The sequence below is a fragment of the Vibrio sp. 10N.286.51.B11 genome (assembly GCF_041469245.1).
GTDB classification, from domain to species: Bacteria; Pseudomonadota; Gammaproteobacteria; order Enterobacterales; family Vibrionaceae; genus Vibrio; species Vibrio crassostreae_C.
This window is the reverse complement of record NZ_JBFRKI010000011.1, coordinates 37,373-63,179: the sequence shown is the minus strand read 5'-3', so window position 1 is coordinate 63,179 and position 25,807 is coordinate 37,373. Positions and strand designations below refer to the sequence as shown.

Here is a 25,807-nt window from a genome sequence, read left to right as displayed (position 1 = left end):
CTAAAAAATTGTATCTTGTTACAATTCTGTTGCTTAATGAATGAGAGGCTGAGTCCATGTTTTATAAAATAAAACATCCTTCAGTAGGAAAATCTCACAAGTGAAAATTCACGACATGAAGTTATGAAAAGGTGCGACAAACTATAAGAAAATACTGTGGATTGAAGCTGAATCACAAAGTGAAGTATGTTGAGCGAGCGGGGTCGATCGACGGGTAAACTTGAAGACGAATGCTTATGGCAGTATGGATAAGAGGGTTATCTTTTGAATTGCTCAGCTAAGGAAGCGCGTCGTTGTTGCATGACACTATGGGTATCACCAGTCGCAGTATCTTCGTAGCCTTCTTTAATAAATTGCTGAGATGGTACGCTTGGCTCTAATCGCTTTAAGCGAGGCGAATCGTAAGTACCACTGATGGTGTAAACGGTGGTTCCAGAGCCAGTGTTGATCGTGACGATCTTCCCGTCAAAATCGAATGAGGTAGTGATAAGACGATGATTCATCATCACACCGTTTTCTGAAAGTGTCAGGATGTCGGTGTTGTAAGGTGGCGCCGCAATCTCTATCCATGTGCCATAGACGTTGCTTGGGCTGACAGATTGCTGGTGGGCTTGGTAAGCAAAATAGCCGGCGGTGAGGGCAACCATAAAGCCAGCTAATAGGAAGCCGTAGAGTAACGAGTTGGCAAATAGATCTCTGCTTTTAGTCGGCTTTTTTGCCATTATCTCTTCATTTTTCGACTGATATTGTTTTAGATTCTATTAATTAAAACCTTAGTTTGCAAAAATTGTTCTAAGAGTTAGAAGCAGGATCGAATGTTCTAATAAATGTGGTTGCGTTAGTGGTTTTTAGCCTTGCTCCTCAGTATTTACGCTATCAATGAAAGCGAACTCCAGAAATGCTTAAGCTATGCGTATTTATTTCTTGTAGGAAAGTCTCGAATTGGTTAAAACAATTATCACCTAAATTTACGCATAGGCTTACTCGGTGAGCTCAATAATTGCAATTTGAAGATAACAAGGAAGTACAATGATTAAAGAAAACACATACTTTGAAGGTGGCGTTAAGTCGTTAGCGTTTAACCAGTCTGGTGCTGATGTGAGTGTTGGTGTAATGGCGGCTGGTGAGTACACTTTTGGTACTGCGGCTCCAGAAAAGATGACCGTTGTTAAAGGTGCTTTGATTGTAAAGCGTGTTGGCGATGATGATTGGACGACATACCAATCTGGTGAGTCTTTTGACGTTGCGGGTGACTCTTCATTCGACCTACAGGTAAAAGAAGCGACAGCTTACCTATGTGAGTATTTGTAATCAGATCTAAATTTGTTCAATCAGGGCATCGTTTGTCTCTGATTGAATAGAAAAAAACCACGCTCTAGGAGCGTGGTTAAATAAGTGATAGTAACCGGCAGTGGATAGTGTCACTTGTTTTTGTAGTCATCAAATGGATGACCAAATCGTTGTTCGTTGCAAAATCTCTTCAACCTTCAAAGCTCAAAGCCAAGACATCAGTAAGTCTCAAACACACCGTTGTTGTAGTCTTGAATTGTCTGTTCAATCTCTTCCATCGAGTTCATGACAAACGGACCATAGTGCACGACAGGTTCATTAATCGGCTGACCAGAAAAAATCAGTACACCTGAATCTTCTAGGCTTTCTAAAGACAACAATTCAGCTTTGGTGAGCAGGGAAAGTTGACTTTGGTTGATGACTTTGTCGCCGATCTTAATACTGCCTCGGTACACATAAGTCATGGCATTGTGATTAACATTAGTCCCTAACGTGACTTTTTGCCCAGAATGAGAGCGCCAATCCGCAACGCTTAATGGCACACCTGTTTTCTGTAATGGACCCTGCGCTCGTAAAGCCTCTGAATCCTTGTCAGTTTGGTTGTGCAGTTCAAACCCTCCGGCAATCACTCTTAACAAACCACTTTGTTCACTTTGATGCTCCGCGATGCTTTCACTTTGGAAATCGTGATACTGAGCTGGCTGCATTTTGTGTGTCGCAGGTTGGTTTATCCAAATCTGAAAACCATGCAGCGCACCTTCTTCCATCATTGGCATTTCGCTGTGAATGACACCACGGCCTGCGGCCATCCATTGAGCGCCACCGCTGCGTAGCTCTCCAACATTCCCCATATGGTCTTTGTGTTGGAAGTGACCTTGGAGCATGTAAGTGAGCGTTTCTATCCCACGGTGAGGATGTGGAGGAAAGCCGCCAACATAGTCTTTGCTTTCATCCGACTTCAGTTCATCAATCATTAAAAATGGAGAGAAACGTGCGTTATTAAAACCTGCGAGTCGTTGGATTTTGACGCCATCACCATCTGAGGTGGCATGTGCTGTAATCACATGATCTACTGCTCTTACATTCGTCATTTTGAAACCCTCATAAACTTGAATAGCTGTAGTTTATGTAATTTGATTTAAAAAGAAGATGGCACAGCGTTGAGTGACTTATTCGAAAATCTTGAACAGGTAACAATATGAAATTATGTCTATACTCAATAGAGAGTATATCGCCAAGGAGGCCGCTATGGCAGTTCAGCAAAAACATGGCGAAAGGCATGGTCGGATAGGTTTTGATAACGACTTTACAACGGAGCAAAGCCAGCGCTTTACAGAGGTTGCAAACAGCGCAGTTAAACGCCGCGTGAAAAAACGTGAGATAGAAGCGCCGTTTATTCAGTCAGCTAAGCAAGCCGCTTTTAAAACCGTGGTGAGGCGACCTAAAGGGAATAACCCAAACCGAACACGTCAAGTCATATGGATTATTATGATCGGGTTAGTGAGTCTTTGGCTTATGTACCTTGCAGGTTAGCAGCGCCGCTCCGTTATAGGAATGGCTAGCGTTGGCGCGTTTTTAATAGCGTAACATTGTTCCCTTCGATCTTCGCTTCAAAGCAATCTTCAAGTTCAGATGAATCCGGTGCTGAGCTAACAAGGCTCGTTGGTAGTTCTTCTATCAGGGTCGATACTGGGTTGTCGTGATAATAAGCATATCGGTTTTTTCCTGAATGCTTGGCAACATACATCGCTTTATCAGCACATCTCGTCAGCTCATGTAATTCTTGGGCATCTTGCGGATACAAAGCAACCCCAACACTTAACGTCAATTCCTTGATTCTCTCGTTTGTTTGGCAGCCGCTTTCGAACAGCCCGCAGATCCTATCTAGAATGCCGTCTAGATCTTTACGAGTTGGCACATCGTAGAGCATCAGAACAAACTCGTCTCCAGCAAAGCGCGCGATGGAATAATCGTATTCATGGCTTTTTCTGTCTCTGGTTCGAATGTTGTTGCTCAAGCGATTGGCAAAATGCTGTAAGACACTGTCTCCCACATCGTGCCCGTAGCTGTCGTTAATGCCTTTAAAGTCATCTATATCCAAAAAGACCAATGCCGTAAGTGATCGCTCACTATCCACGGTGGCTAGTTTTTCTGTCGCCCAGCGTTCAAAGCTCCAACGGTTTGCCAAGCCGGTTAACTGATCTCTGTAAGCGAGATCTTCAATGCCTTCTTTATACAGGCGTTGAATATAACTGACGGCTTTTGTGTAGTAATAGGCGGATGTGTGGCACACCAAGCTCATGGTAAATAAGCTAAGGAAAAATCTGTGTGTGCTGTTAAATGGTAAAGAAAAATTGTTGGGCATTGCTGTAATCAAGGTGCTGATGAACAGGCAAAACGAGGTGCTGAAGATTATGCCAATTCTGAAATCATTAATGAAAATGACCGCGGCCAGAATTGGGTAGAGCCAGAGGATGCGATCTGGGATGGCGTGACTGTACAAGAATAGGATGACGCCCTGAACTAGAAGAACACCACTCAGAATCAATTCGGAATACTCAGGATTGATGACTTTTCTTACATATAAAGCGTTAGAAATGGCAATGATGGCGAAGCACAATTCGAATATTGACAGCGTGTAATGCTCGCCTTCGAAGTAAGCCCAAGTATAGAAAATGAATAACGCAGCGGCAGTCAGTGAAAAGGAGTGGACAATTTTTTGCTTGCGGGTGGATCGTATGTCCGCCATTTCTTCTAGGTGCCTGCCGACGAGCCTTTTCATGTGATCTGTGCCAAAGTTTTTGATAATGGTGTTAATAGTAGATTAAATAACAAGCTATGCAGAGGCTTAGATGTCTATTTAGTGTGACTACTATCAAGGTTTCATATGAAAGGCTGTTCAATCAATTCCAAATAGTGATGTATATCACCGATGGTGCTGGTCATCTCTAGAAGATTAGATTTAAGCATCAAACTTGTAACCGTTGTTTGATGTTTATCTACTTGCTTTCCAGAGAGTTACTCCACATAGTTTGTAAACGACCAAAATTAAGAAAGGCTCATTATGTTAATTACCTTTAGTTGTAAAGCTCATGCTAGTGTCACGATGTTTGGTGAAGTCGGCCTCCAGTTCATCAAGATGCTTGGGCATAGCGGCTCCATCCCAGGTGCTATGGATGCTTCAGAGGTTCCTCAAGCTCTGGATAATCTACGTGCTGCTATTGCAGCAGAGCAGAGCAAGTCCGTAGAGCATGAAAATACTGATGACGACAATGAAGAAGAGGTGGTTGAAGCGCCTGTTAATATCGGTAGTCGAGCGTTCCCACTGGTTGAATTATTAAAAGCTGCCATCAAAGATGAATGTGAAGTAATGTGGGAAGACGGTAGCGGCAAGCGACTGTAGTACGATTCACGCGAAACGTAACAAGCCTATTGAATCTATTTTAATCAGAATGAATGCTGAACCAGTATCGGACACACCATGACCATGGCGTTTTATGGTGATGAACCGATACTGGTGTTTTTTTAGTGAAGTAATCCACTCGTTTCTGTTTATTTACAAGGTTCGTCAGCCCTGAAATGAGTGACTTTTGTTATCGTAATATCAATCCATAACAGACCGTAAACAAAGTGATGCTGTTCACGCTTTCTTGACTCCCAATTCTGAACTAAGAATTTTTCCTAGTTATTCTAAGACCCTCTCTCATGCGGTCGATTTTTAGACTCCTTATTATTTCACGGTCAACTAACAAACAATGTATGGCCGCAATTATGCCGTGCAGACCTCACAAAAAATAAGAGAGTTCACAATGTTAAAGTTCCTAGATCAGGTTCGAAAACCGACGCTGGATCTTCCGGTCGAAACTAGAAGAAAAATGTGGTTTAAACCATTCCTACAATCTTACCTCGTCGTGTTCATTGGTTATCTAACCATGTATTTGATCCGTAAGAACTTCAATGTCGCGCAAAACGACATGATTTCTACTTTTGGATTATCGATGACGGATCTAGGTCTTATCGGTCTGGGTTTCTCTATCACTTACGGTATCGGTAAAACCGTCGTTTCCTATTATGCCGATGGTAAAAACACCAAGCAGTTCCTGCCATTCATGCTTGTCCTTTCTGGTATCGCTATGTTGGGCTTCAGCTTCAGTATGGGCGGTGGCAGTGCTAGCTTATTCTTGATGGTTGCCTTCTATGCGTTGAGTGGTTTCTTCCAAAGTACCGGCGGTCCTTCAAGCTACTCGACCATCACTAAATGGACGCCTCGTAACAAGCGTGGTTCTTATTTAGGCCTTTGGAATATGTCGCACAACGTGGGTGGCGCAGGTGCCGCTGGTGTTGCTCTGTTCGGTGCTAACTACCTTTTTGATGGCAACGTGATCGGTATGTTCGTGTTCCCATCAATCATTGCGATTGTGGTTGGCTTTATTGGTATGCGCTTTGGTAATGACTCTCCAGAAGCCTATGGTCTAGGTACGGTTGAAGAGTTGTTTGATGAAGAAGTCAGCGAAGAAGATACGGCTGCTGAAGAAAATCAAATGACTAAGAAAGAGATCTTTGTTGAATACATCCTGAAAAACAAAGTGATCTGGTTGCTCTGCTTCGCGAATATCTTCTTATACATTGTTCGTATCGGTATCGATCAATGGTCTACCGTTTATGCGTATCAAGAGCTAGGTCTATCAAAAGAAACCGCGATTTCAGGCTTCACTCTGTTTGAGGTTGGTGCACTGGTCGGTACGTTAATGTGGGGTTATCTGTCAGACCTTGCGAACGGACGCCGTGCTTTGGTTGCTTGTGTATCGCTTGGCCTGATTATCGTTTCGCTAGAGTTCTACCAGCATGCAACCAGTGAGTTCATGTACCTAGCATCACTGTTTGTGCTTGGTTTCCTAGTATTTGGTCCTCAGTTGCTGATTGGTGTTGCTGCAGTAGGTTTCGTGCCTAAGAAAGCAATCAGCGTTGCGGATGGCGTGAAAGGTACATTTGCTTACTTAATTGGTGACAGCTTTGCCAAACTTGGCCTAGGTATGATTGCAGACGGCACACCTATTTTTGGCTTAACGGGTTGGAAAGGCACGTTCGCAGCGCTTGATACGTCAGCTGCCATTTGTATCGTGTTACTGCTATTCGTTGCGGTTGCGGAAGAGAAGAAGATTCGCCACGCTAAGAAAATACACTTAGCGTCTCAAAACGCGTAGCGAGTCTCACGTGCTTTATTGGTTTAAAGCACGTGAGATCATACCAATCGTTAGTTCGATTCAGTATCATCTCTATTAATAAACTTAATTTTAGATAGCTCCTGTTGGGGCTATTTTTCTTTCTTACTCTTAATTTTGGTTAATATCATGATTAATGTTGCGCTTGTTGATGACCACGTCATTGTTCGATCTGGCTTTGCTCAATTACTCAGTCTTGAAGCTGATATTACGGTCGTGGGGGAATTCAACTCTGCGGCAGAAGCGCGCCTAGGATTGCCAAGTTGTCACCCTGATGTCGTGATCTTAGATATCTCAATGCAAGACGAAAGTGGCCTGAGCTTATTGGAAGAGATTCCATCTGGCATTGCCAGTATCATGCTGAGCGTACATGACTCTCCGGCGATGGTTGAGAAGTCATTAGAGTTAGGAGCCAAAGGTTATCTCAGCAAGCGCTGTAGCCCTGATGAGTTAATCCAAGCCGTACACACGAGCGCAAATGGTGGCTGTTATCTTACGCCCGATATCGCCATAAAGCTTGCGACGCCCATGAAGAATAAAGCCTCTTTAAATCAGCTCACCCGCAGAGAAAGCGAAGTGTGTCAGTTATTGGCGACAGGGCTCGATGTAAAATCTATTGCCGTAGAGCTAGGAGTTAGCCATAAAACGGTGCATGTACATCGAGCCAATGCGATGGACAAACTCAATGTTAAGAACAACGTCGAGTTAGCTAAATTGTTCACACAAGACCAGTACTAATGCGTTCCTATCTAGCCACCTCCCTGTGTGGGGTTTTTATGGCTGGCTGTGCATGGTTCTGTTTATGGGTTATTGCCTTCTATTTCATTAATGACCCTGAGTTAGCCATTCTGCTTTTCCCGTTTTCACTTCGACTGGGAATGACGCTGCACACTCGTACCCACTATTGGCCTGCCATCTATATTGCAGAGTGGGGACTTGCGATCGCTTTAGCTTTGCTGCTTGATGAACCCCAATGGCTGACGATACTCATCGCCAGTGGATTGAGTATTCCTGCCACGCTAATTGCCAAGCGTTATTATTCTGGTGACCAGAATCGTCACTTGTTAGTGATGGCGAGCTTAATCATGGTCACAGCATTTATTAACGTTGCCGTGGTGGGTTCTCATGTTTCTGCTGTTTACATGGTGTGGTTGGTGAGTATTACTGGCGGACTGATGCTGGTGCCGATGTGTTATCTGGTCTGGAACTATCTATTCCAAAACAAGTGGGCACCATTGAGCTCTTACTTAATCAATAATGTCGTTGAGTTCAAAATCCGTCATATTGCTTTATATAGCGTGTTGTTGGTCGCCAGTATTTTGATACAAACCAGTTTGCCTGATGAGCTAAGGCGCTTTGCCCCGTTCTGTATGGCGATCCCTATTATCTTGCTCGCCGTTCGTTATGGATGGCAAGGTGCTCTGCTTGCAACAATGTTAAATAGTGTCGCGTTGATTGCAGCCCACAGCGGAACATCCAAACTCGAAATTACCGACTTACTCTTGTCTCTATCTGCTCAAACCATCACAGGTATACTGCTTGGTTTAGCGGTTCAAAAGCAGAAAGATCTCAACTCCAAATTGCGAAGTGAACTCTCCAGAAATCAAAACCTTTCACGTCAGTTAGTTACCGCTGAAGAGTCGGTTCGTCGTGATATTGCGCGTGAACTGCATGATGAAATCGGCCAAAACATCACGGCAATTCGTACTCAGGCAAGCATTATTAAACGTGTCGACGCGGCTGAGATGAGCGTTCGCTGTGCGGGTACCATTGAATCATTATCTTTGAATGTTTATGACACCACCAAACGTCTACTTACAAAATTAAGACCTAAGATGCTGGACGATCTGGACCTAAAAGATTCCGTGGAACAGCTTATTCGAGAGATGGAGTTTTCGGATCACGGCGTTGATATTCAGTTAAATTGGCAAGGTGATTACTCGTGTTTGAGTGACACGCTTAAGGTCACTATCTTCAGGCTGTGCCAAGAATCTCTAAACAATGCCTCTAAATACGCCAACGCGAGCGAAATCAGAATTGAACTGCTTTTAGGTGACCAGGCTTACCTTCAGATCACAGATAATGGCATTGGCTTTACAGCGCAAGATCTTCTTAAAGGAATGGGGGTTCGCGGTATGCAAGAGCGTGTTCAGGCGCTCGGCGGCAAGATGACAATCAACGCTAATGGCTCATCTTCGGGTACCAATATCAGCGTTACATTACCTAAAGTGTGAGAACGAATATGTTTGGATTTCTGCGCTCAGCTACGTCAAATACTCATGCTCTAACAGATGATGAAGTCAACCAGAGTTATCGCTACTGGCGTCTCCACATCATGATAGGAATGTATGTCGGCTATGCGGGTTTTTACTTCACTCGTAAAACCTTTAATTATGCCGCGCCCGCAATGATCACCGATCTTGGTTTGGACAAAGGAGATATTGGCTTAATTGGCACGCTCTTTTATCTTTCTTATGGTTTATCGAAATTTATTTCAGGCACGATATCGGATCGCTCAAACCCGCGCTACTTCATGGGGCTTGGCTTAATCGCGACAGGCTTGATCAATATAGCGTTTGGCTTTTCTAGTTCTTTGGCGGCTTTTATCTTGCTTTGGGTGCTCAATGCATGGTTCCAAGGTTGGGGCTGGCCATCGTGTTCTAAGTTATTGACGACTTGGTATTCTCGCTCCGAAAGAGGCTTTCGCTGGGCAATCTGGAATACAGCACACAACGTGGGTGGGGCGCTAATTCCTATTCTTGTGGGTTATCTGACGCTGCAATTCAGTTGGCGAGCGGGGTTTATTTGGCCGGGTGTGATTGGCGTTTTTATTGGTCTGATTGTTTGTTGGCGTTTGCGTGATAAGCCCACCACCATGGGACTTCCGACGGTAGGAAAGTGGCGGAATGACCATCTAGAGTTGGCACAAGAGAGCCACGGGCAAGGGTTAAGCTATCGAGAAATCCTGAAAACCTACGTGTTCAGCAACAAGTATATTTGGTTGCTCGCCTTTAGTTATGTGTTGGTTTACATCGTAAGAACGGCGGTTAACGACTGGGGTAATTTATACTTAACCGAAGAGCACGATTACAGTTTGATCAATGCGAACGCAGCTTTGTCTCTGTTTGAGATTGGTGGCTTTGTTGGGTCACTTGTTGCTGGGTGGGGATCGGATAGGCTGTTTGGTGGCAACCGCGGTCCAATGAACATCCTGTTTGCGATTGGTATCTTCCTCTCGGTATCCGCTTTATGGCTTATGCCTTTAACCAACTTTGTGTTTCAAGCAGCTGGGCTATTTTGCGTTGGCTTTTTTGTTTTTGGTCCTCAAATGCTTATTGGCATGGCGGCGGCAGAATGCTCGCACAAAGACTCTGCTGGGGTGGCGACAGGCTTTGTTGGCTTGTTTGCTTACATGGGTGCAGCACTCTCGGGTTATCCATTAGCGCTCGTTCTAGAAACTTATGGCTGGAGTGGATTCTTCATTACCATCTCTACTTGTGCTGCGGTCATCGGTTTACTGCTACTCCCTTTTCTACAAGCTCAATCACCTCAGAAAAGTGCAGAGGTTCGCTCTGGCTTTTAAGGAGCCTTCTCGATAACAAGATAGTCGCTGGTGTTTGTATTGTTGCTTGTATCGCTGCTGTAATCAGTGCGATACAAGCCGCTATCTTATTCTCAGCGCTTTCTACTCGTGATATTCAAATGTGACTATTTTCACGCTTTTCATCGGTCTCACCTGTTTCTAAGAATTTTTCCTATTGCGTCTAAGACCTCATCTCATGTGGGTTCTAGCCGAGCTCTGTAGTCTTTCTAATTATTTACGTTATTAGAAATCAGCTCTCTGAATTGTGTTCAAAGGGCTCACTACGGAAAACGCCATGTCACTCAGCCACCTCTCAGAACACTCATTTTTCCCAATGGAAAACACCATCCAAAATTATGCATGGGGGAGCATTTCTTCGATACGTGAACTGTTTGGCTTTCAGAATGAGTCACAAGAGCCGCAAGCGGAAGTTTGGATGGGAGCGCATCCAAAAGGTTGCTCAATGGTTAAGCTTGACCAGCACTTGGTGCCTCTCTCTGAGCTGATTAACAAGAATAAACCGGCCTATCTATCAAGCGATATTGCGCAGGAGTTTGGTGAGCTGCCGTTCTTGTTTAAGATCTTGGCAGCAGAAAAAGCGTTGTCTGTTCAGGTTCACCCAAACAAGCGCCAAGCAGAGGTTGGCTTTGCAAGAGAGGAGCAAGCAGGAATCCCTCTGACTGCAGGACATCGTAATTACAAAGACTCTAACCACAAACCTGAATTGGTTTACGCGATCACTGAATATCAAGCAATGAATGGCTTTCGAGAATTCGATGAAATATTAGGGTTGTTCAGAAAGTTGAATTCGAGCGAGCTGGCTGGTTTAGTTGAAGAGTTTGGCAACCACCTTGATTCTCTAGGTTTAGAGGCGTTTTTCCGTGATTTATTAACTCTGGACGACCAACGTAAACACCGAGCATTAGAGCAACTTCTGGCTTACGCAGCCGCTCACCAAGGTCAATCTGAGTTTGCTTTGGTTACTGAGCTTAGCCACCAGTACCCGAATGATATCGGTTTGTTTTGCGTTCTGCTGCTTAACTTGATCACACTACGGCCGGGTGAAGCGATGTATTTGAATGCAAACACTCCGCACGCATACATCAAGGGGACTGGGCTCGAGATTATGGCCAATTCAGACAATGTGCTGCGAGCTGGCTTAACGCCAAAACACATTGATGTCGCTGAGTTGGTTGCCTGCACAGAGTTTACACCAATCCCGTTCGAACGCTTGTTGTTAGCACCTTCAAAGTTAGGTCAATGTGATCGCTATGATATCCCAGTTAGTGACTTTGATTTCAATATTTTTCATCGACCAAAGCAAGAAGAAGTCATCACAAGCGGTGCTGAAATTTTAATGGCGATAGATGATGATTTAACGTTAATGAGTCAGAAAGGTGAACACCTAACACTCACCAAAGGGCAATCGGTATTTATCCCAGCTTATATTGGTCATTATGTACTGAGCAGTAATGGGCGAGTGGCTAGGGCGTTTAATTAAGGGAGTGGTCAGCTGGAAATGCTATCAAGTTTTGTGAATGGGGGTGTTGGCTTAAAGAGCTAATACGAAAAAGAACAAGCCAAATTCATATTGGCTTGTTCATGTTGCCTATCGATTACTTAATAGTCGGCAAGCTTGTTGCTTCCATATTAATCGACATACTCCAAGATTGTTCCTCTCGAATGGACTTAATAGATCCTCGGTTTGTAAGCCAAGCAGTTTGAGTGTCACGAGGTCCGTCATTTTCAAATTGTGTTTCACTTTCTACTTTACATGCATCAAAGGTACCAGCAGGTACAGTGACTTCTTCTTTACCTAAGTATGTTTCTTGGTAGTTGAAGGTGGGTAGAAAGTAAGGTCGTCCGTTGATAATTTCATCTAATGACGTTTCTACAGATACAGTCCTTAATCCAGGAGACTCAATCCCAATGAATTCACCACTGACTTCGTCATACTCATAGTCATATTGTGATGTTAGCGGTGCATTGGTTGAGGTACCGAAATCTACCACTTGATTGATAATCTTTTGATTATCAGCAATTGCCAGTGGCAACACAGCCTTAGCCGAACCCCAGCCTAGTGAGTCATCAGAGTTAAAGCCCTCTTGACCTAGATAGTGATCTTCAGAGCTATATGAATACTCATACCCCATTAAAACACCTTGCGAATCTTTTATATCGATACGCGTCTTTTCTAGGCTACCTGCTAAGTTAGAAATCCAACTTGGAAGTCCGGTGACTAACGTAACATCATTCAGCCAAGAGAAAGTGTCACCCAAGTAGGTAAACTCATAAGTTAGGTTCTGTGTTACTGCTTCCGGCTCCCACATAGGTGTGCGTTGCACATCGTAAACCGTAACGTCATTAGCTGTAGCGATGAACTGAGCATCCGGCAGTGAGTCGAGACAAGCTTGTAGGTTCAGAGGATGCAGAGGCTGTGGCGTTAATGCGTTATCCAAAATGAACTGTTTAGTTGCTTCGTCAAAGATATAAGCCTCACTACTAGCTTCTTCGATCTCTTTGAAGGTAATACGTACAAAGCCTTCGACTACAGACAAGTAAGCGGAGTTATCTTCTTTTTGGTAGTTAGACCATGTAGCTTGCGAGTGGATAGATTCAGGGATCGTAACTTGACGTAATACCTCGCCATTTACGGATTCATCTTTCCACGAACCGAGTTCTGACAATTTGGAGAATGTAGAATCTAAATTCCATGCTCTTGTATAATAAACTACGGTGCCGTTAGAGAGCAGCTGTGCAAATATTTCAGCATTTTCCATGCCTGCCATTGGAATTAAATCTGCATGATTGTTAGACGCTGTGTCATGACGGTCTGATTCATCTTCAGCAATGGTCGATGCCAAAGTGGCAAGCCATGTATCGCTGCCATTCTTAAAGGCGCTAATGCCGTTACACATGTTATTGAGCGCTTCATAGCGATCCGGAGTGTGCTCGGCACACCAATCACCTTTGTAAAAGGTATAAATGTTGTCGCTGATGTCTTCTACAGACAATTTATATGCGGTTGTGTTGTCAGGGAATTTTAAACCTACTGGCATAATGTTAGACCAAACGTTCTCATCATCCGTTTGATCCATGATTGAACGAACATTGAGCCCACTGATATCTAATTGCTTGGCGCTAGCAACTTCACTAAAAATCGAGCTTCTAGATTCTAGAGTTAAGCTGCCGTCTTCGTTCGGCTTAATGCTGGTTAAGGTATCATCGCTCGCTTCCCAACCGTTTTGTCCTAACACCATGCTATTTGTGTCAGGGGTATATTCAAACTCAACAAATTGCTCAGCAAAGTAATCATAAATATAACTGGTATCGGTAACTGAGTTATCTGCATCAGACTTCAATGTTCCATAGGCAACTACTAAATCTTTGCCAGTGTCATTATCGCCGCCAAACCAATTGATACCGTCTGTTTTGATAAGCTTCGCGAGGTCGGCTTGCTTAGAGCCTTTATTTGCCTCATTTTCTTTAATTTTATCTTCGAGATTAGAGTCATCAATGGCGATGTGATCGCGATTAATACTGCCAGCAATATCGCTTGGGTTGAAGTTATCTCCAGCTGCTTCAATATTTTTTACGACTTCCTCGAGGACTCGAGTGACTTCTTCATTAATTAATGCGGTGAGTGCTTCGACAGAAATACCGGCGCCCGCTGCTGTTTCTGATAGCGCATCCGTGTTCTCTGCCATGACTGAAGCGGTAACTTGAGCAACGCGGTGTAGGTTTTCAAAAGCCGCTTTTTGTGCATCGGCTAAGTCGTTATTGTTTTTGGCTTCGATATAATCTTGCGTTAAATCGAGAGTTGTCCCCAACTTCTCTTGAATAGCTGTTTTAGCTTCTTCTAACGAAGAACCACTCTCTATTTCATTTTGAATCAGAGTCGTTAATGGGCTAATAAATGCGGATTTTGGTGGTGCAGTTAAGCGATAGCTCTTGCTTAGAACGACACCTGGGTTATCGGTATCGATGGTTTGTCCGGCAACCACTTCGATCAACAGAGTACCTTGTTCAAGTTGTTCTTGAGTTAGATTATCAATTGTAAACGAACCATCGTCACCCGTTACGGCACTTGGCTCATCCTTATCACAAATTTTATTACTGTTTAGATCCAAACACGCATTGGCTCCTACCAAATAGCCATCAGCGGCCTTTGCTGTTAAAGACGCTGAAGTTGCTGTTGAACCGCCAGTATCAGTTGTGGAGCTATTTGAACTGTCGCTACCACATCCTGCTATCCCTAGGGCTATTGCCACTGCTAACAGTGAACGTTGACCATTCATGTTAGTTCTCCTATTAAGTTATTGATAAAAATTTACTACTCTGGAATCAATTGGCAGAATGTCATTGATAAATATGACTATTTATAAATTGAATGCCATTGATGAGAAATGTATCAAAGCGGAATGTGGTGGAAATAGCCGGAGTATTTATTCTAGAGACATATCTAACTAGTGGAGTTATATATGCGAGTGATATCTATGGTGAATGTTTGGTACTTGTAATTTACATACTTATCAATTGTAATTATTATATATCTAGTTGTATTTTATAAACTTTTGCAGCTAAGGTGATAAAGTGAGCATCACTGTCATCAACAATTTGATAGCCAAGTGCCTGATAAAAACTGATGGCGCGAGTGTTACTTCTAAAGCTCGACAGAGTGACTTGGTTTCGTTGTTCTTGATGGGCTTTGTTGTGGATGAGTAACATGGCTTTTTTACCAAGAGACTGACCTTGGTATTGAGGGGAAATGATCAGCAGATGAATATGATAGGTGTTTCCGTAAGGCTTAAAGCAGACGAGTCCGACTCTTTCGTTTTTATGGTATATCCAATGAAACCAAGAGGGATGGTAATCGTTTAAAAGTCGCTTACGTTGGAAGTCGTCCTCCCAGCCGAAAACGTTATCTACGTGTATGAAAAGCCCCTGCTTAACAAACGCAAACAGTTCTTCGAATTCAGAATTTGAAACGAGCTGGAATTGTATCTTCTCTTCTTCTATTACCACTCTGTTTACATCCTTATCAAACACCTTTGAATAAGCAAACAGTAACATAATTAAAAAGGTAGTTTTTATCTGTCGTTTGGATTATTTTGATGCAAAAAAGCCATGCGTAGTGCATGGCTTCTGAACTCAATAACAAGGATGTTTTATGCGTTAGTCGTTGTCTTCTGCTTCGATTTCGCTTGCGATGTACTGGCTGTTGACCTTGTAAGCTTCAGCCTCAATACGTTGACCATGTAAAGTATGGAAACTTAGACCATCTTCATAGCGAGTGTTTTGGTTAACGTATACGGTTTGACTGCCTGAGGCTGTCTTAATCACAAAGTTTAATGCTTGCTCGTCGATACTCTGAACCACACCTTCAAAATCGATGTCATTGTCATTCCAATCTTGTGAATCATCGTCGTGTTCAAATTCGATTTCGGTAGCAATATTTTCGCCATTAGTTTGTTTCGTTGTTACTTCGACTTCTGTACCTACGGTCAAGTTTGACTTGTTGCCGTCTTCGTAACGAGTATTGTCATTGACAAGAAAGCGACCTTTGTAGCTTAAATCAAATGATGATTTGTCGTTAGCTACCCAAGTAATAATGCCTTCGATTTCTGTATCATTATCGATCTCATCAAAATCTTCGACTTCCACTTCATCTGCTTTTAATACAGAGTCAGCAATTGAGCCAGTCACTTCAACCCAAAGACCATTAGATAAGTCATAGGTGCTGTCGTCGTTATCGATTTGGGCATTTGAATAGTCGACATTTAGACTTGCACCTAGTTTGAATGTTTTCGCATTGCTATCTAAATCGCTGATCAAACCCTCAACTTCAACCGACTCTGTTAAGTTCGAGTGTTCAAACTTAACAACAGAAAGTACTTTGTAGCCAGCATTTGCGGTTGGTAAAGAAGAGACCATAACCCAATCGCCATTTTCAATTTCACGTGACAGATCTGTAAAGGTCAATGCGATGCCATTGACTTTAAATGTGCCATTATTATGGTTGGCGTCTGAAATAAGACCAACGATGGTCGGTTCAAGACCAACTTGAGCTCCGTTAGTGTGAGCTGAAGCGCTACGAGCATTAGATGAAATGGAAACCATCATGTTCTTTTCTAGGTCTGCAATTGCCACATCTTCGCCTGCATAGTTCGCACTGTCTACTTGATAGCTATAACCATTCACAACGATGGTGTTGCCAGAAACAGAGTCAATGGTACCTTGAATTGCTGATGGAGCTTGCGTGTTGTTATCGTTGCTTCCATTGCTATTGCTGTCACTACCGCCACAGCCAGTTAGAATTAAACCGACAACCGAAATCAGCGCTAACTTTTTCATCTATATACTCTTTATTTAGTTTATTGAGGGTGTATCTTATAAACTCAAACGTGAAGCACTCGTGAAGAAAGGTGAAATAAATCGATGAAAGTTTTGATCGTTGATGACAGCCACAATGTTGCAGAAACCATTGCCGATTACTTAGAGTTGGAAGGGATGGTGATTGATTGTGCTTATCATGGTGAAGCGGCATTGAAGTTAGCGTCTGAGAATTATTATGACGTGATTATTATGGACATCATGATGCCTAAATTGGACGGCATTTCTGCTGTTAGAAAGTTAAGAGAAGAGGTGCAGTGCCCTACGCCAATTCTATTTTTAACCGCTAAAGATAGGTTGGATGACAAAATCGCTGCCTTTCAAGCGGGCGGAGATGATTACTTGGTTAAGCCTTTCGCTATGCAAGAGCTCAGTTTAAGGCTGAACGCATTGGCAAGCCGAGGACCACGTCAAGGTATTGGAAAGCAGAGTTTTGCCGATATTACTCTCAACTCGCAGACCGACGAGGTATACCGAGAAGGTAGGCTTATTAAGTTGAGTCGAATCCAGTTAAAAATACTAAAAGTCCTTATGCGACACGCGCCAGCGATTGTTTCAAGAACTGAAGTGATTGATTCCGTTTGGGGGGATGAATCGCCAAGCAGTGATGCACTTCGAAGTCATATCTATGGCCTGCGTAACGCGCTCGATAAAGGGTTTGAACATTCACGATTAGAGACTATTCATGGACAAGGTTACCGACTCAAAGCATAACGGCTCAAGCCACGGCGATTACCCGAGCATCTACCGAAAAATCCGCCGCAGCTTTGGCTTGATGACCTTGGTCATGTTCGGGCTTTTCTGGACAGTTATTTATATCGCTGAAAACCAGATGGAAGTGATCAGCCTCCATCACTGGCTAGACACTGAAGCTAACCGTTATACGTCTGAATATCAGTCGCTTGGCGAAGATGCGTTGTTGCCGAATGAAAATGAGTTTTCAACCTATTGGAGCGAAAGTGAACTGCCCAATTGGTTAGCTCGATACAAAGAGCCCGGCTTCTATGAACATCTGTTAGGTACAGAAGATAAACATTTTTACGTATTCGAACACCCGTCAGGCAAAGGGCTGATGTATATCTTGTTTCAAGATGACGCCGACGACTACCTCGACGAGTATGAAAGGAGCCTCCACAACTACACCCTCATACTAGGTGGCTTAACCTCCATCTTCATGGTTCTGTATGGGATCTATGTTGTACGCTCGCTGTCGAGGCCACTTAATCAAATAGAAAAGAAAATAGGGCAAATGCACCCTGAGCAGCCAAGTTTTGAAGTTGAGACATCTTACGCTGAAACACGACATATTGAGCAAACACTTTTAGATTCGAAGAATCATATTTCAGGTTTTTTTCAGCGGGAAGAAGAGTTCAATCAATTTGCTTCTCATGAACTTAGAACCCCGATAATGGTGATAAAAGGGTCGGCAGAGCTGCTAACTAAAGTACCCAATCAACCTCCTGTTGCGTTAAAAGCGATTAATCGCTTGCAAGAAGCGAGTGAACAGATGCGAGTGCTGACTGAGATGTTTTTGCTGCTTGGTAAAGAGAGTATCGATGAGCATTATTTCGGTCACTATGACTTGGCAGTCGAAGTTCAGAATCAGTTGCTTGAAATGGCGCCTTTGTTTGCCAAGCAGGATGCGAGTTATGATCTGGACGTCAAAGAGACTGTCACTGTGTATGCGCCAGAGAGCTTTATTACTATTGTATTGAATAACTTAATTAAAAATGCGTTTAGCTACAGTATTGGCGATGTTGGAATTGTGGTGACAGGTTCTCAATTAGTGATCACTAACCGTCATGATGGCAACGAGACTTACAATGCTGGCTATGGTTGTGGCCTAGTGATTGTGCAACGAATTTGTGAGCGAATGGGTTGGAGTTTTGAAACTCAAGATGATGGGCTTCAATTCAGTACTTACTTAGATTTCTCAGTAGATAATTAGGTTGGGTAGCAGGTAGTTTCGATTACAAAAAATGAACCCATTGAGAAGGAGAGTAGTGTGGCTAAGTTAGCCACACTAGCATATGAGTTGTTATACGATCTTAAGCGCGTGATGTCGTGTGAGCTGTTTGTGTAGTGAGTCTTTTAGCTCCATGCGTTCTACTTTGAGGTTGTGCATGCTGTCGTCATCGATAGGGCTGCCAGAGATTTCTAGCTGACGGATGTCGTAGTCGAGTTGGTGGTATTTCTGCATGTCTGCTTTGAATTTTTCGTCGTCGTGGTTGAGCTGAACAATGTCTAATTTAAGATCTGGGAAATCTAAGATAAAGGCATGGTTTTCATTGAGCATTGGCACTTCCTCTCTAGTCGAATTATTAACAGTATAGAAGTAATTTTTCGAAAGAAATGTGGTTCAAAACACAAAGCCGTAAAGCGATCAAAAAAGGGCGCAAACTCGTGGGATTATCCTCGAAATTGCGCCCTTTTGTATGTATATAGCTAACTATTTATAGTTATATGTTTAGAACTATAAGAGTTTAAAGCAGAAAGTTTACTTTGCTTTCTTACCAGAGCGTTGCTGCTCTTTGTGTGCAAGCTTCTCTTTTTTGCGTTGCTCGATAAGGTGAGCAGCTTTGCCGCCTACGTGGGTTTCGCCACGAGCATTCGACAGTTGAACTTGCTTTTCACGTTCACGGAAACGGGCTTTCTGCTCGTCGCTGTGCTTATCAATACACTTAGGGCAGCTTACGCCTTTCTCGAAGTGTTTAGAGGCTTTGTCTTCGTCAGTGATTGGCAGGCGACACGCGTTACACACATCGTAACCGCTCTTTTCTAGCTGGTGGTTTACTGCAACTCGACCATCAAATACGTAGCAGTCGCCTTCCCACATACTCTCTTCTTCAGGTACCTCTTCTAGGTACTTAAGAATGCCGCCTTCAAGGTGATAAACCTCATCAAAGCCTTGCTCTTTCATGTAGGCTGTTGATTTTTCGCAACGAATACCGCCAGTACAGAACATCGCAACTTTCTTGTGCTTCTTAGGATCAAGGTTGTCTTCAACGTATTGAGGGAATTCACGGAAGGTTTCTGTGTTTGGGTTTACAGCATTTTTGAAGGTGCCGATGTCCACTTCGTAGTCGTTACGAGTATCAACCAGAATCACATCAGGATCAGAGATCAATGCGTTCCATTCGTTTGGTTTCACGTAAGTGCCGACAACGTGGCGTGGGTCGATGCCCTCAACGCCCATGGTTACGATCTCTTTCTTAAGCTTAACCTTGGTGCGGTTGAATGGTTGTTCTTCGTTGAACGACTCTTTGTAAACAACATCAGCCAAGCGAGAATCTTGTTTGAACCATTGAAGAAGGGCGTCGATAGATTCGCGCTTACCTGCAACGGTACCGTTGATGCCTTCACTCGCAAGTAACAAAGTACCGCGGATTTGGTTGGCTTCTAACACGTCGGTTAGTGGCTGGCGAATTTCTTGGTAATCATCAAGTGCTACGAATTTATACAGAGCACATACAACATATTGAGACATGGTTTTTCCTTTCTGCGAGCTGGAACGTAAATCCAGAGCGGTTGCCTGTTTTGATCAGAACTGAGTATTTCAACTTAGTTCTGTCTTGTTGGCTTATTAAAATCAGGCGCAGTATAACCAAGGCGGTGCGGGACAAAAACCAACCAAACGTAGGGCTATATAACGCCTTTTTTATTGTGGATTTATGGTTTGAGGAACGAAAAAGCCCTGCTGTACAAATACAGCAGGGCTTGGTGTTGAATCTGTCTTACTTAATCAGCGATTACGCTTGGTTAAGTACTTCCGCTAAGCGTTTCACCGCTTCAGTCAGCTCTTCTGGTTTAGCGTTAGTGAAGTTTAAGCGCAGTGCAGCTTTTGCTTCATCAGCCTTTGGATAAAATACTGGGCTTGGTACAACCGCCACACCATTCGATAATAGAGTTTTAGCCAATTCGAAGGTGTCGCACTCTGGGATCTCAACCCAAATGAACATCCCGCCATCGACGGCTTTTAACACGCAATCTGCAGGCAGTTGTTTCTCTAGCTCTGAGAACAGCACTTCATAACGAGACTTGTACAGGGTGCGAATGTTCTCCATGTGTACGCCAAAGTCTTCATGTTTTAGAAGACCAACAAGCAGTGCTTGCATGGGTACACTTGAGTGTAAGTCAGCGCCTTGCTTCACTTTGATCAGTGGTTCAAGGTAGCTGCGTTTACCTGTTACCGCGCCAATACGTAGACCTGGCGATGCAATCTTAGAGAATGAACGAAGAACGATAGAGTTATCAGGGCAGAACGAAGAAACCAACGGCAGTTCTGTACCTGTGAAACGCAGCTCACGATATGGTGCATCTTCAATGAATGCCACGTTGTATTTGATACACAGCTCAGCGACTTTTTGACGAGTTTCTGTTGCCCAGCACACGCCGGTTGGGTTGTGGAAATCAGGCACGGCATAGAACATCTTCGGTGATTGCTGTGCAAAGCACGTTTCCAGTTCATCTAGGTTCGGGCCAAATTCAGTTTGAGACACGGTCGCAATGTTTGCTTGAACTAGGCCAAACACCTGCATCGCACCTAAGTAGCTTGGCGCTTCCATCACAACCACATCACCTGGGTCGACATACGCACGCGCAATCAAATCCAAACCTTGCTGAGAGCCAGTACAAATCATTGCCGTGTGTGATTCTGGCAATTGGTAGCTTTGTGTTAGGTGGTCAAGCAACGGGCCGTAACCGGCAGTAGAACCGTATTGGAAAACTTCAGGCATGTTCGCTAGGTTTTCTAGCGTTGGCTTCATTAAATCGATAGGGAATGTTTTCTCGTCCGGTAAACCACCGGCCAATGAGATGACATTTGGATCACTTGCGGCTGCGAGGATCTCTCGAATGTATGAAGATTGAATCTGTTGTAATGACTGTGCGATTTCCATGTGTTGTGTCTCGTCGTTTATCGTTTTTATTCTATCGCTTGATATTACACGGCAATTGTAAAAACTAGCGTGTCCGTTTATGCTCTTAAACATGTCCATTTATGCTATTTAAACGATGTCACGTCAACACATATCGCGAATCAATGATGTCCTGTTCCATATTCACCAAGACATCAGTCAGCCTTTGTCTGCCAAAGAGTTATCTGAGATAGCGGCCTATTCAGAACAGCACTTTCATCGCACCTTTAAAAGCGTGGTCGGGGAGTCGTTGCATCAATATATCCGACGCACTCGAATGGAGTATGCAGCCAACCAATTGATGTTTGATACCAGCTCGTCAGTGGTCGAGATCGCCCATAAATGTGGCTTTAGCTCGGTGTCTTCTTTTAGTCGAGCATTTAAAGCGACCTTTAATATGTCTCCGGGCGAGTGGCGTAAACACGATTTACAAGTAGCAGAAAAACCCTATTTGAAAGATCCCGAAGTGGCGGCGGGCTATTTGAATGTGGCGCAGCGAGTATTGCCCGAACCCAAGATCGTTGAAGTGCCTGAACGCATGGCGGCCTATGTTCGACATACGGGTTATAACCGCTCTATTCGCAATGCGTGGTTGATATTGAAAGCGTGGGCGAATTCCGAACAGCGTGATTTTTCGAGCCAATTTGGTTTGCATCACTCAAACCCTGCTTGGGTTGAAATGGATCAGTGTCGTTATGTCGCGTGTATCGCGATTGATGAGCCGATTAAGTATCGCAGTGTCGTGAACCAGATGGTGATTCCCGGTGGTTTGCATGCCGTGTTTCGACTGAATGGTCGCTATGGTGAGCTGCTACCACAGATCAGTATGGTGTTAGAAAAGTGGCTACCCACATCTGGTTTCAAACAGCGCTCGACTCCCGCGTATGTGCATTATCATCAGAATCATTTTCTCAACACCGATGAAGTGTTCGAACTCGATTTCTACCTTCCCGTGAGCTTTTACTAATCGATGGTTGTGCTGTTTTGTTGAACCAGACTTTGATCTTTTGTTGAGACAAATTAGCACAACCAATAGCAGCTAACGATTTTATGCAGTTGGCCTAAGATAAAGATGCTTTGTTGATAATCTACTCTAAGTAAATGATGACAACGTACGGATTAAACGATAGCATTTCGTTCTAATTGCAAATAGTTCTTAATATCACTCGATAGAATATGACCATTACCCACAAAGATTATCTGAAAATCGCTTTCCCTTTCATCATCTCAACGGTGACACAACCTCTGTTAGGTGCTGTGGATACCGCTGTTATTGGCCAACTTGGTATTGCTGAATTGATTGGTGGCGTAGCGATCGGCACCATCATTATGAACACCATGTATTGGTTGTTTGGTTTTTTCCGTGTCAGTACCACGGGCCAAAGTGCGATGGCACTGGGTAAGGGAAACCGCACTGATTTGGCGGGTAGCTTGATGCGTCCGTTTGTGCTGTCTGGTTTAGTGGGTTTGATCTTTATCTTGATACAACCACTCATCTGGCAAGGCGCAATGTGGGTGATAGAGCCTGAAGCCAATGTAGCCGAGCACGCGCATATCTACTTCAGTATTTTGATTTATGGCGCGCCTTTCGTGTTGCTTAACTACACCATTATTGGTTGGTTAATGGGACAGGCGAAAGCCAAAGACGTTCTTTATACACAAGTGTTTGGTAATGTGTTGAACATTGTCTTGGATGCGGTGTTTGTACTTTATTTCGATTTGGGTGTCGCAGGTGTGGCTTACGCAAGTTTGATTGCACAAGTTACCACCTTTGCGATTGGTGTGACCTTGGTGATGAAGACCAGCAATATTTCGGTCTCTGAGTTCCTGCAAGGCTCGAAGATGACCAAGAAAGACCTATCGACAATCATCTCTTCGAATACTGATCTATTGCTTCGCACCATTTGTATCTTGGTGTTCTTCAACATGATGGCGCGTACTGGCTCTAAACTGGGTACCGATGTTCTAGCGGCTAACGCGATCTTGATGCAGGTGACTTTCATAGTCAGTTACATGTTTGACGGCATTGCCAACGCATCAAGTGTATTTGCGGGTAAAGCGGTGGGACAGAAGAATCCTTCAATGTTGGATCGAGTATTAAGGCTTAACTTCCAATGGACGGCAGGTTTCATTGCTGCGCTGACGCTTTTAACCCTGATATTCAAAGACATGATTGTTTTCTTGTTTACCGATATTCCAGCGCTGGTCACGCTGTACCAAGAGATGGCCCCGTGGCTGATTGTGTTCCCGCTAGTGGCTGGCTTTGGCTTAACGGTTTACGGCATCTTTACCGGAACGGGAACCACGCGTCCGGTTAGAGACTCAAGCATCGTGACTTTGTTGGTATTCTTAGCGGTACAGGCATTCACCGTCGATATTTGGGGTAATCATGGTTTGTGGTTGGCGTTTACTCTGTTCTATCTTGGGCGTATTGCGTTCCTGTATCCGTTCATCGCACAAGTTAAGCAGAAGTGTTACCCAGTCGAAGATACCGCTCATGGTGCCATTAACTAAGTAACCTAATCACCACCTGTAATATTTTATGAAAGCGCTTTACTATTTTTACACGATAAATTTAGTGAGTGCTTTTTTGTATCGGTAAAAATCACCTCGAAGGGTCAACACGCCCTAATGAAAATTGGTCAATCAAACAGCAAATAAAGTGCGATGCAGTTCAATGTTCTCTTTTCATCATGTCGGCTAAATGATAGAGTTGTTATGTTATAACATCTATATGTGAGTATCTGCGTGAACACCCCACTTTTGTCTGTTGACCACCTAACGATCAAAACCTCTTCGAGAACCCTTTTCCAAGATATCCACTTCGATGTTTATCGAGGTGAGCTGTTGGCGATCATGGGACCGTCAGGCATTGGTAAGTCGATGCTTTCACGTGCGATTGCGGGTTTTCTGCCAGAAACGGTCGAGGTTGAAGGTCATATTTCTCTGTCTGGTGAAGCGGTATGTGGTTTGCCTATGTTGCAAAGAACTGCCACACAGCGCCCCGCAGTTATCTTCCAAGATGCGCTTCAAGCTTTGAACCCTCTGGTTTCAATAGAAGGTCAACTCTGCCTTGCCTTGACGGGAACTCGCACTAAGCTTAAATCAAAAGAAAAAATTCAAATTACCGAGTTGCTGAATCAACTTGGTTTTCCTAATCCAGAAACCATCTTGCCGTTGTACCCGAGCCAAATTTCGGGTGGGCAACGCCAACGTGTGTGTATTGCGATTGGCTTGCTGAGTAACGCCGATATTATCATCGCCGATGAACCAACCAGTGCGTTAGATCCGGTGACAGAGCAAGAGATACTTAAGCTGATTCGACACAATGTTAAACAGCGTCAAATTGGTGGTTTACTCATCACCCATGACCTGCATAGCGCGTTGGCATGTGACAAGCTGTTAGTCATCGATGATGGTGGTGTGGTGGCTTACGGTGCACCGAAACATGCACTTGAGTCGAGCTCTCACGCTTTCTGCTGTTCATTGAGAGACTTAATCGAATGAGCTCGACCTTATCACTAAACTCAGAAGCCTCGCCATTAATGCCAGTGACTGATTCAGAAACACAAACACCGATAGAGATTAAGTTCGACAATGTGAGTGTTCACTACTACTCCGTACCAAGTTGGTTGGGTGGTAAAGCGTTCAAAGCGCTACAGAACATAGACCTTAATGTTGAAGACAAAAGCCTAGCAATTGTTGGGCGTTCTGGTGCCGGTAAATCAACGTTAATTGAACTGCTATTTGGCCTTAAAGCGCCAACCGTTGGTCAAATAAACTTGTTCGGTTATTCGCTCCCAATTCGCGATAGCAAAGCGCAAGCAACGGTGTGTCGCTTGATTCAATTGGTGCCTCAAGAGCCCCACACTAGCCTCAACCCTTACTATACCGTTCGACAGATCTTAGCCGAACCTCTAAGTAACTTAGATGTTTCGGGTAATCATGAAGCCATCATTGAAGAGGCGCTTTCAGACGTTGGATTGCCTGCCAGTTTGCTCTTACTGAAACCTAATCAGCTTTCTACAGGTCAAGCTCAACGTGTGGCTATTGCTCGGGCTCTTGTCGTTAGACCCGCAGTGCTGGTGGCCGATGAACCTACTGCCAGCCTTGACCCAGTGAATCGCCAAAGGTTGTTGGACTTGGTTAATTCATTAAAAAAGAAGCGCGATATGCGCCTTATTTTGGTTACTCACGATTTAGGTGCCGCAAAAGCCCTTTGTGAAGAAATACTGGTACTCGACCATGGTGAAATGGTGGAGCACGGACCGACCGATCAAGTGATGAGTAAACCTGCTCATCCTGCGACTCAGATGCTGATCGAGTCTCAGCCTCTTTCGAAATCTACTTGTTAAACACACCCTTATTTATTAAAAAAATACAGCTACAGAGAAAAAATAATT

23 protein-coding genes are annotated in these 25,807 nt (G+C 43.8%); 14 read left to right on the top strand and 9 right to left on the bottom strand.

Going from position 1 to position 25,807, the window contains the following annotated elements; all coding sequences use genetic code 11:
• Positions 1 to 257: 257 nt before the first annotated feature.
• Positions 258 to 722: a DUF2850 domain-containing protein gene (locus AB4154_RS06590; RefSeq protein ID WP_017065063.1), complete on the bottom strand. Its 465-nt coding sequence runs from the start codon at positions 720 to 722 to the stop codon at positions 258 to 260.
• A gap of 307 nt (positions 723 to 1,029) precedes the next feature.
• On the opposite strand from AB4154_RS06590, the gene AB4154_RS06585 reads away from it, so the two are divergent.
• Positions 1,030 to 1,311: a pyrimidine/purine nucleoside phosphorylase gene (locus AB4154_RS06585; RefSeq protein ID WP_017057600.1), complete on the top strand. Its 282-nt coding sequence runs from the start codon at positions 1,030 to 1,032 to the stop codon at positions 1,309 to 1,311.
• 197 nt (positions 1,312 to 1,508) lie between these two features.
• On the opposite strand, the gene AB4154_RS06580 is transcribed toward AB4154_RS06585, so the two are convergent.
• Entirely contained in the window at positions 1,509 to 2,381 is an 873-nt protein-coding gene (locus tag AB4154_RS06580; RefSeq protein WP_372122549.1) for a pirin family protein, read from the bottom strand.
• Between the two features lie 157 nt (positions 2,382 to 2,538).
• On the opposite strand from AB4154_RS06580, the gene AB4154_RS06575 reads away from it, so the two are divergent.
• Positions 2,539 to 2,823, top strand: coding sequence for a hypothetical protein (locus AB4154_RS06575; protein ID WP_017061541.1), 285 nt, complete (start codon positions 2,539 to 2,541; stop codon positions 2,821 to 2,823).
• Positions 2,824 to 2,848: 25 nt separating this feature from the next.
• Here AB4154_RS06575 and AB4154_RS06570 read toward each other — a convergent pair whose 3' ends face one another.
• Positions 2,849 to 4,039 (bottom strand): GGDEF domain-containing protein, encoded by a 1,191-nt coding sequence (locus AB4154_RS06570; protein ID WP_102321386.1) that lies wholly within the window; start codon positions 4,037 to 4,039, stop codon positions 2,849 to 2,851.
• A 315-nt stretch (positions 4,040 to 4,354) separates the two neighbouring features.
• On the opposite strand from AB4154_RS06570, the gene AB4154_RS06565 reads away from it, so the two are divergent.
• From AB4154_RS06565 to manA, 6 genes are all read left to right on the top strand, one after another.
• Positions 4,355 to 4,693 (top strand): DUF1840 domain-containing protein, encoded by a 339-nt coding sequence (locus AB4154_RS06565; protein ID WP_017061543.1) that lies wholly within the window; start codon positions 4,355 to 4,357, stop codon positions 4,691 to 4,693.
• A 406-nt stretch (positions 4,694 to 5,099) separates the two neighbouring features.
• Positions 5,100 to 6,494, top strand: a complete 1,395-nt coding sequence (uhpT, locus tag AB4154_RS06560; protein WP_372122547.1) for a hexose-6-phosphate:phosphate antiporter — start codon at positions 5,100 to 5,102, stop codon at positions 6,492 to 6,494.
• Between the two features lie 147 nt (positions 6,495 to 6,641).
• On the top strand, positions 6,642 to 7,250 hold the full coding sequence (uhpA, locus tag AB4154_RS06555) for a transcriptional regulator UhpA (protein WP_017061545.1): 609 nt from the start codon (positions 6,642 to 6,644) through the stop codon (positions 7,248 to 7,250).
• Positions 7,250 to 8,746, top strand: coding sequence for a signal transduction histidine-protein kinase/phosphatase UhpB (gene uhpB, locus AB4154_RS06550; RefSeq protein ID WP_372100715.1), 1,497 nt, complete (start codon positions 7,250 to 7,252; stop codon positions 8,744 to 8,746). Before uhpA ends, uhpB begins: the two co-directional genes overlap by 1 nt.
• Positions 8,747 to 8,754: 8 nt before the next feature.
• A complete protein-coding gene (locus AB4154_RS06545; RefSeq protein WP_372122545.1) occupies positions 8,755 to 10,095 on the top strand; it encodes an MFS transporter in 1,341 nt (446 codons plus the stop codon).
• Positions 10,096 to 10,390: 295 nt separating this feature from the next.
• On the top strand, positions 10,391 to 11,596 hold the full coding sequence (gene manA, locus AB4154_RS06540; protein WP_371721724.1) for a mannose-6-phosphate isomerase, class I: 1,206 nt from the start codon (positions 10,391 to 10,393) through the stop codon (positions 11,594 to 11,596).
• Between the two features lie 115 nt (positions 11,597 to 11,711).
• On the opposite strand, the gene AB4154_RS06535 is transcribed toward manA, so the two are convergent.
• The 3 genes from AB4154_RS06535 to AB4154_RS06525 all read right to left on the bottom strand — a co-directional run bounded on the left by AB4154_RS06535 (position 11,712) and on the right by AB4154_RS06525 (position 16,449).
• Positions 11,712 to 14,393: a hypothetical protein gene (locus AB4154_RS06535; protein ID WP_372122544.1), complete on the bottom strand. Its 2,682-nt coding sequence runs from the start codon at positions 14,391 to 14,393 to the stop codon at positions 11,712 to 11,714.
• A gap of 247 nt (positions 14,394 to 14,640) precedes the next feature.
• Positions 14,641 to 15,168 carry an N-acetyltransferase gene (locus tag AB4154_RS06530; RefSeq protein WP_170962798.1) on the bottom strand — a complete coding sequence of 176 codons (528 nt, stop codon included), beginning with the start codon at positions 15,166 to 15,168 and terminating at the stop codon, positions 14,641 to 14,643.
• Positions 15,169 to 15,270: 102 nt separating this feature from the next.
• Complete coding sequence (locus AB4154_RS06525; RefSeq protein ID WP_017107697.1) at positions 15,271 to 16,449, bottom strand: DUF5666 domain-containing protein; 1,179 nt, start codon at positions 16,447 to 16,449, stop codon at positions 15,271 to 15,273.
• Positions 16,450 to 16,533: 84 nt separating this feature from the next.
• Between AB4154_RS06525 and AB4154_RS06520 the strand changes: the two genes are divergently transcribed.
• Both AB4154_RS06520 and AB4154_RS06515 read left to right on the top strand, forming a co-directional pair.
• Complete coding sequence (locus AB4154_RS06520) at positions 16,534 to 17,202, top strand: response regulator transcription factor (RefSeq protein WP_372122542.1); 669 nt, start codon at positions 16,534 to 16,536, stop codon at positions 17,200 to 17,202.
• Positions 17,174 to 18,436, top strand: a complete 1,263-nt coding sequence (locus AB4154_RS06515) for a sensor histidine kinase (RefSeq protein WP_372122540.1) — start codon at positions 17,174 to 17,176, stop codon at positions 18,434 to 18,436. The genes AB4154_RS06520 and AB4154_RS06515 overlap by 29 nt, the downstream gene beginning before the upstream one ends.
• A 90-nt stretch (positions 18,437 to 18,526) precedes the next feature.
• Here AB4154_RS06515 and AB4154_RS06510 read toward each other — a convergent pair whose 3' ends face one another.
• The 3 genes from AB4154_RS06510 to AB4154_RS06500 all read right to left on the bottom strand — a co-directional run bounded on the left by AB4154_RS06510 (position 18,527) and on the right by AB4154_RS06500 (position 21,386).
• Entirely contained in the window at positions 18,527 to 18,784 is a 258-nt protein-coding gene (locus AB4154_RS06510; protein WP_009846137.1) for a YdcH family protein, read from the bottom strand.
• A gap of 201 nt (positions 18,785 to 18,985) precedes the next feature.
• Entirely contained in the window at positions 18,986 to 19,975 is a 990-nt protein-coding gene (locus tag AB4154_RS06505; protein WP_372122538.1) for a rhodanese-related sulfurtransferase, read from the bottom strand.
• 262 nt (positions 19,976 to 20,237) lie between these two features.
• Complete coding sequence (locus tag AB4154_RS06500) at positions 20,238 to 21,386, bottom strand: PLP-dependent aminotransferase family protein (RefSeq protein ID WP_372115558.1); 1,149 nt, start codon at positions 21,384 to 21,386, stop codon at positions 20,238 to 20,240.
• 115 nt (positions 21,387 to 21,501) lie between these two features.
• Here AB4154_RS06500 and AB4154_RS06495 point away from each other — a divergent pair, with 115 nt between their 5' ends.
• The 4 genes from AB4154_RS06495 to AB4154_RS06480 all read left to right on the top strand — a co-directional run bounded on the left by AB4154_RS06495 (position 21,502) and on the right by AB4154_RS06480 (position 25,759).
• Positions 21,502 to 22,371: a GyrI-like domain-containing protein gene (locus tag AB4154_RS06495; RefSeq protein ID WP_017061552.1), complete on the top strand. Its 870-nt coding sequence runs from the start codon at positions 21,502 to 21,504 to the stop codon at positions 22,369 to 22,371.
• Positions 22,372 to 22,580: 209 nt separating this feature from the next.
• Positions 22,581 to 23,918, top strand: coding sequence for an MATE family efflux transporter (locus AB4154_RS06490; RefSeq protein WP_102321380.1), 1,338 nt, complete (start codon positions 22,581 to 22,583; stop codon positions 23,916 to 23,918).
• 234 nt (positions 23,919 to 24,152) lie between these two features.
• The gene (locus tag AB4154_RS06485) at positions 24,153 to 24,911 is read left to right on the top strand and encodes an ATP-binding cassette domain-containing protein (RefSeq protein ID WP_102321379.1); all 759 of its coding nucleotides are present in this window, start codon (positions 24,153 to 24,155) and stop codon (positions 24,909 to 24,911) included.
• Positions 24,908 to 25,759 (top strand): ABC transporter ATP-binding protein, encoded by an 852-nt coding sequence (locus AB4154_RS06480; protein WP_017065049.1) that lies wholly within the window; start codon positions 24,908 to 24,910, stop codon positions 25,757 to 25,759. Before AB4154_RS06485 ends, AB4154_RS06480 begins: the two co-directional genes overlap by 4 nt.
• The last annotated feature ends 48 nt before the right edge of the window (positions 25,760 to 25,807 follow it).

What these genes read in the sequence shown, in the direction of transcription:
- uhpB (WP_372100715.1), top strand. Translation starts at nt 7,250, where the DNA reads ATGCGTTCCTATCTAGCCACCTCCCTGTGTGGGGTTTTTATGGCTGGC.
- AB4154_RS06520 (WP_372122542.1), top strand. Translation starts at nt 16,534, where the DNA reads ATGAAAGTTTTGATCGTTGATGACAGCCACAATGTTGCAGAAACCATT.
- AB4154_RS06575 (WP_017061541.1), top strand. Translation starts at nt 2,539, where the DNA reads ATGGCAGTTCAGCAAAAACATGGCGAAAGGCATGGTCGGATAGGTTTT.
- AB4154_RS06545 (WP_372122545.1), top strand. Translation starts at nt 8,755, where the DNA reads ATGTTTGGATTTCTGCGCTCAGCTACGTCAAATACTCATGCTCTAACA.
- AB4154_RS06500 (WP_372115558.1), bottom strand. Translation starts at nt 21,386, where the DNA reads ATGGAAATCGCACAGTCATTACAACAGATTCAATCTTCATACATTCGA.
- AB4154_RS06535 (WP_372122544.1), bottom strand. Translation starts at nt 14,393, where the DNA reads ATGAATGGTCAACGTTCACTGTTAGCAGTGGCAATAGCCCTAGGGATA.
- uhpT (WP_372122547.1), top strand. Translation starts at nt 5,100, where the DNA reads ATGTTAAAGTTCCTAGATCAGGTTCGAAAACCGACGCTGGATCTTCCG.
- AB4154_RS06525 (WP_017107697.1), bottom strand. Translation starts at nt 16,449, where the DNA reads ATGAAAAAGTTAGCGCTGATTTCGGTTGTCGGTTTAATTCTAACTGGC.
- AB4154_RS06505 (WP_372122538.1), bottom strand. Translation starts at nt 19,975, where the DNA reads ATGTCTCAATATGTTGTATGTGCTCTGTATAAATTCGTAGCACTTGAT.
- AB4154_RS06570 (WP_102321386.1), bottom strand. Translation starts at nt 4,039, where the DNA reads ATGGCGGACATACGATCCACCCGCAAGCAAAAAATTGTCCACTCCTTT.
- manA (WP_371721724.1), top strand. Translation starts at nt 10,391, where the DNA reads ATGTCACTCAGCCACCTCTCAGAACACTCATTTTTCCCAATGGAAAAC.
- AB4154_RS06480 (WP_017065049.1), top strand. Translation starts at nt 24,908, where the DNA reads ATGAGCTCGACCTTATCACTAAACTCAGAAGCCTCGCCATTAATGCCA.
- AB4154_RS06590 (WP_017065063.1), bottom strand. Translation starts at nt 722, where the DNA reads ATGGCAAAAAAGCCGACTAAAAGCAGAGATCTATTTGCCAACTCGTTA.
- AB4154_RS06565 (WP_017061543.1), top strand. Translation starts at nt 4,355, where the DNA reads ATGTTAATTACCTTTAGTTGTAAAGCTCATGCTAGTGTCACGATGTTT.
- uhpA (WP_017061545.1), top strand. Translation starts at nt 6,642, where the DNA reads ATGATTAATGTTGCGCTTGTTGATGACCACGTCATTGTTCGATCTGGC.
- AB4154_RS06585 (WP_017057600.1), top strand. Translation starts at nt 1,030, where the DNA reads ATGATTAAAGAAAACACATACTTTGAAGGTGGCGTTAAGTCGTTAGCG.
- AB4154_RS06495 (WP_017061552.1), top strand. Translation starts at nt 21,502, where the DNA reads ATGTCACGTCAACACATATCGCGAATCAATGATGTCCTGTTCCATATT.
- AB4154_RS06510 (WP_009846137.1), bottom strand. Translation starts at nt 18,784, where the DNA reads ATGCTCAATGAAAACCATGCCTTTATCTTAGATTTCCCAGATCTTAAA.
- AB4154_RS06530 (WP_170962798.1), bottom strand. Translation starts at nt 15,168, where the DNA reads ATGTTACTGTTTGCTTATTCAAAGGTGTTTGATAAGGATGTAAACAGA.
- AB4154_RS06580 (WP_372122549.1), bottom strand. Translation starts at nt 2,381, where the DNA reads ATGACGAATGTAAGAGCAGTAGATCATGTGATTACAGCACATGCCACC.
- AB4154_RS06515 (WP_372122540.1), top strand. Translation starts at nt 17,174, where the DNA reads ATGGACAAGGTTACCGACTCAAAGCATAACGGCTCAAGCCACGGCGAT.
- AB4154_RS06490 (WP_102321380.1), top strand. Translation starts at nt 22,581, where the DNA reads ATGACCATTACCCACAAAGATTATCTGAAAATCGCTTTCCCTTTCATC.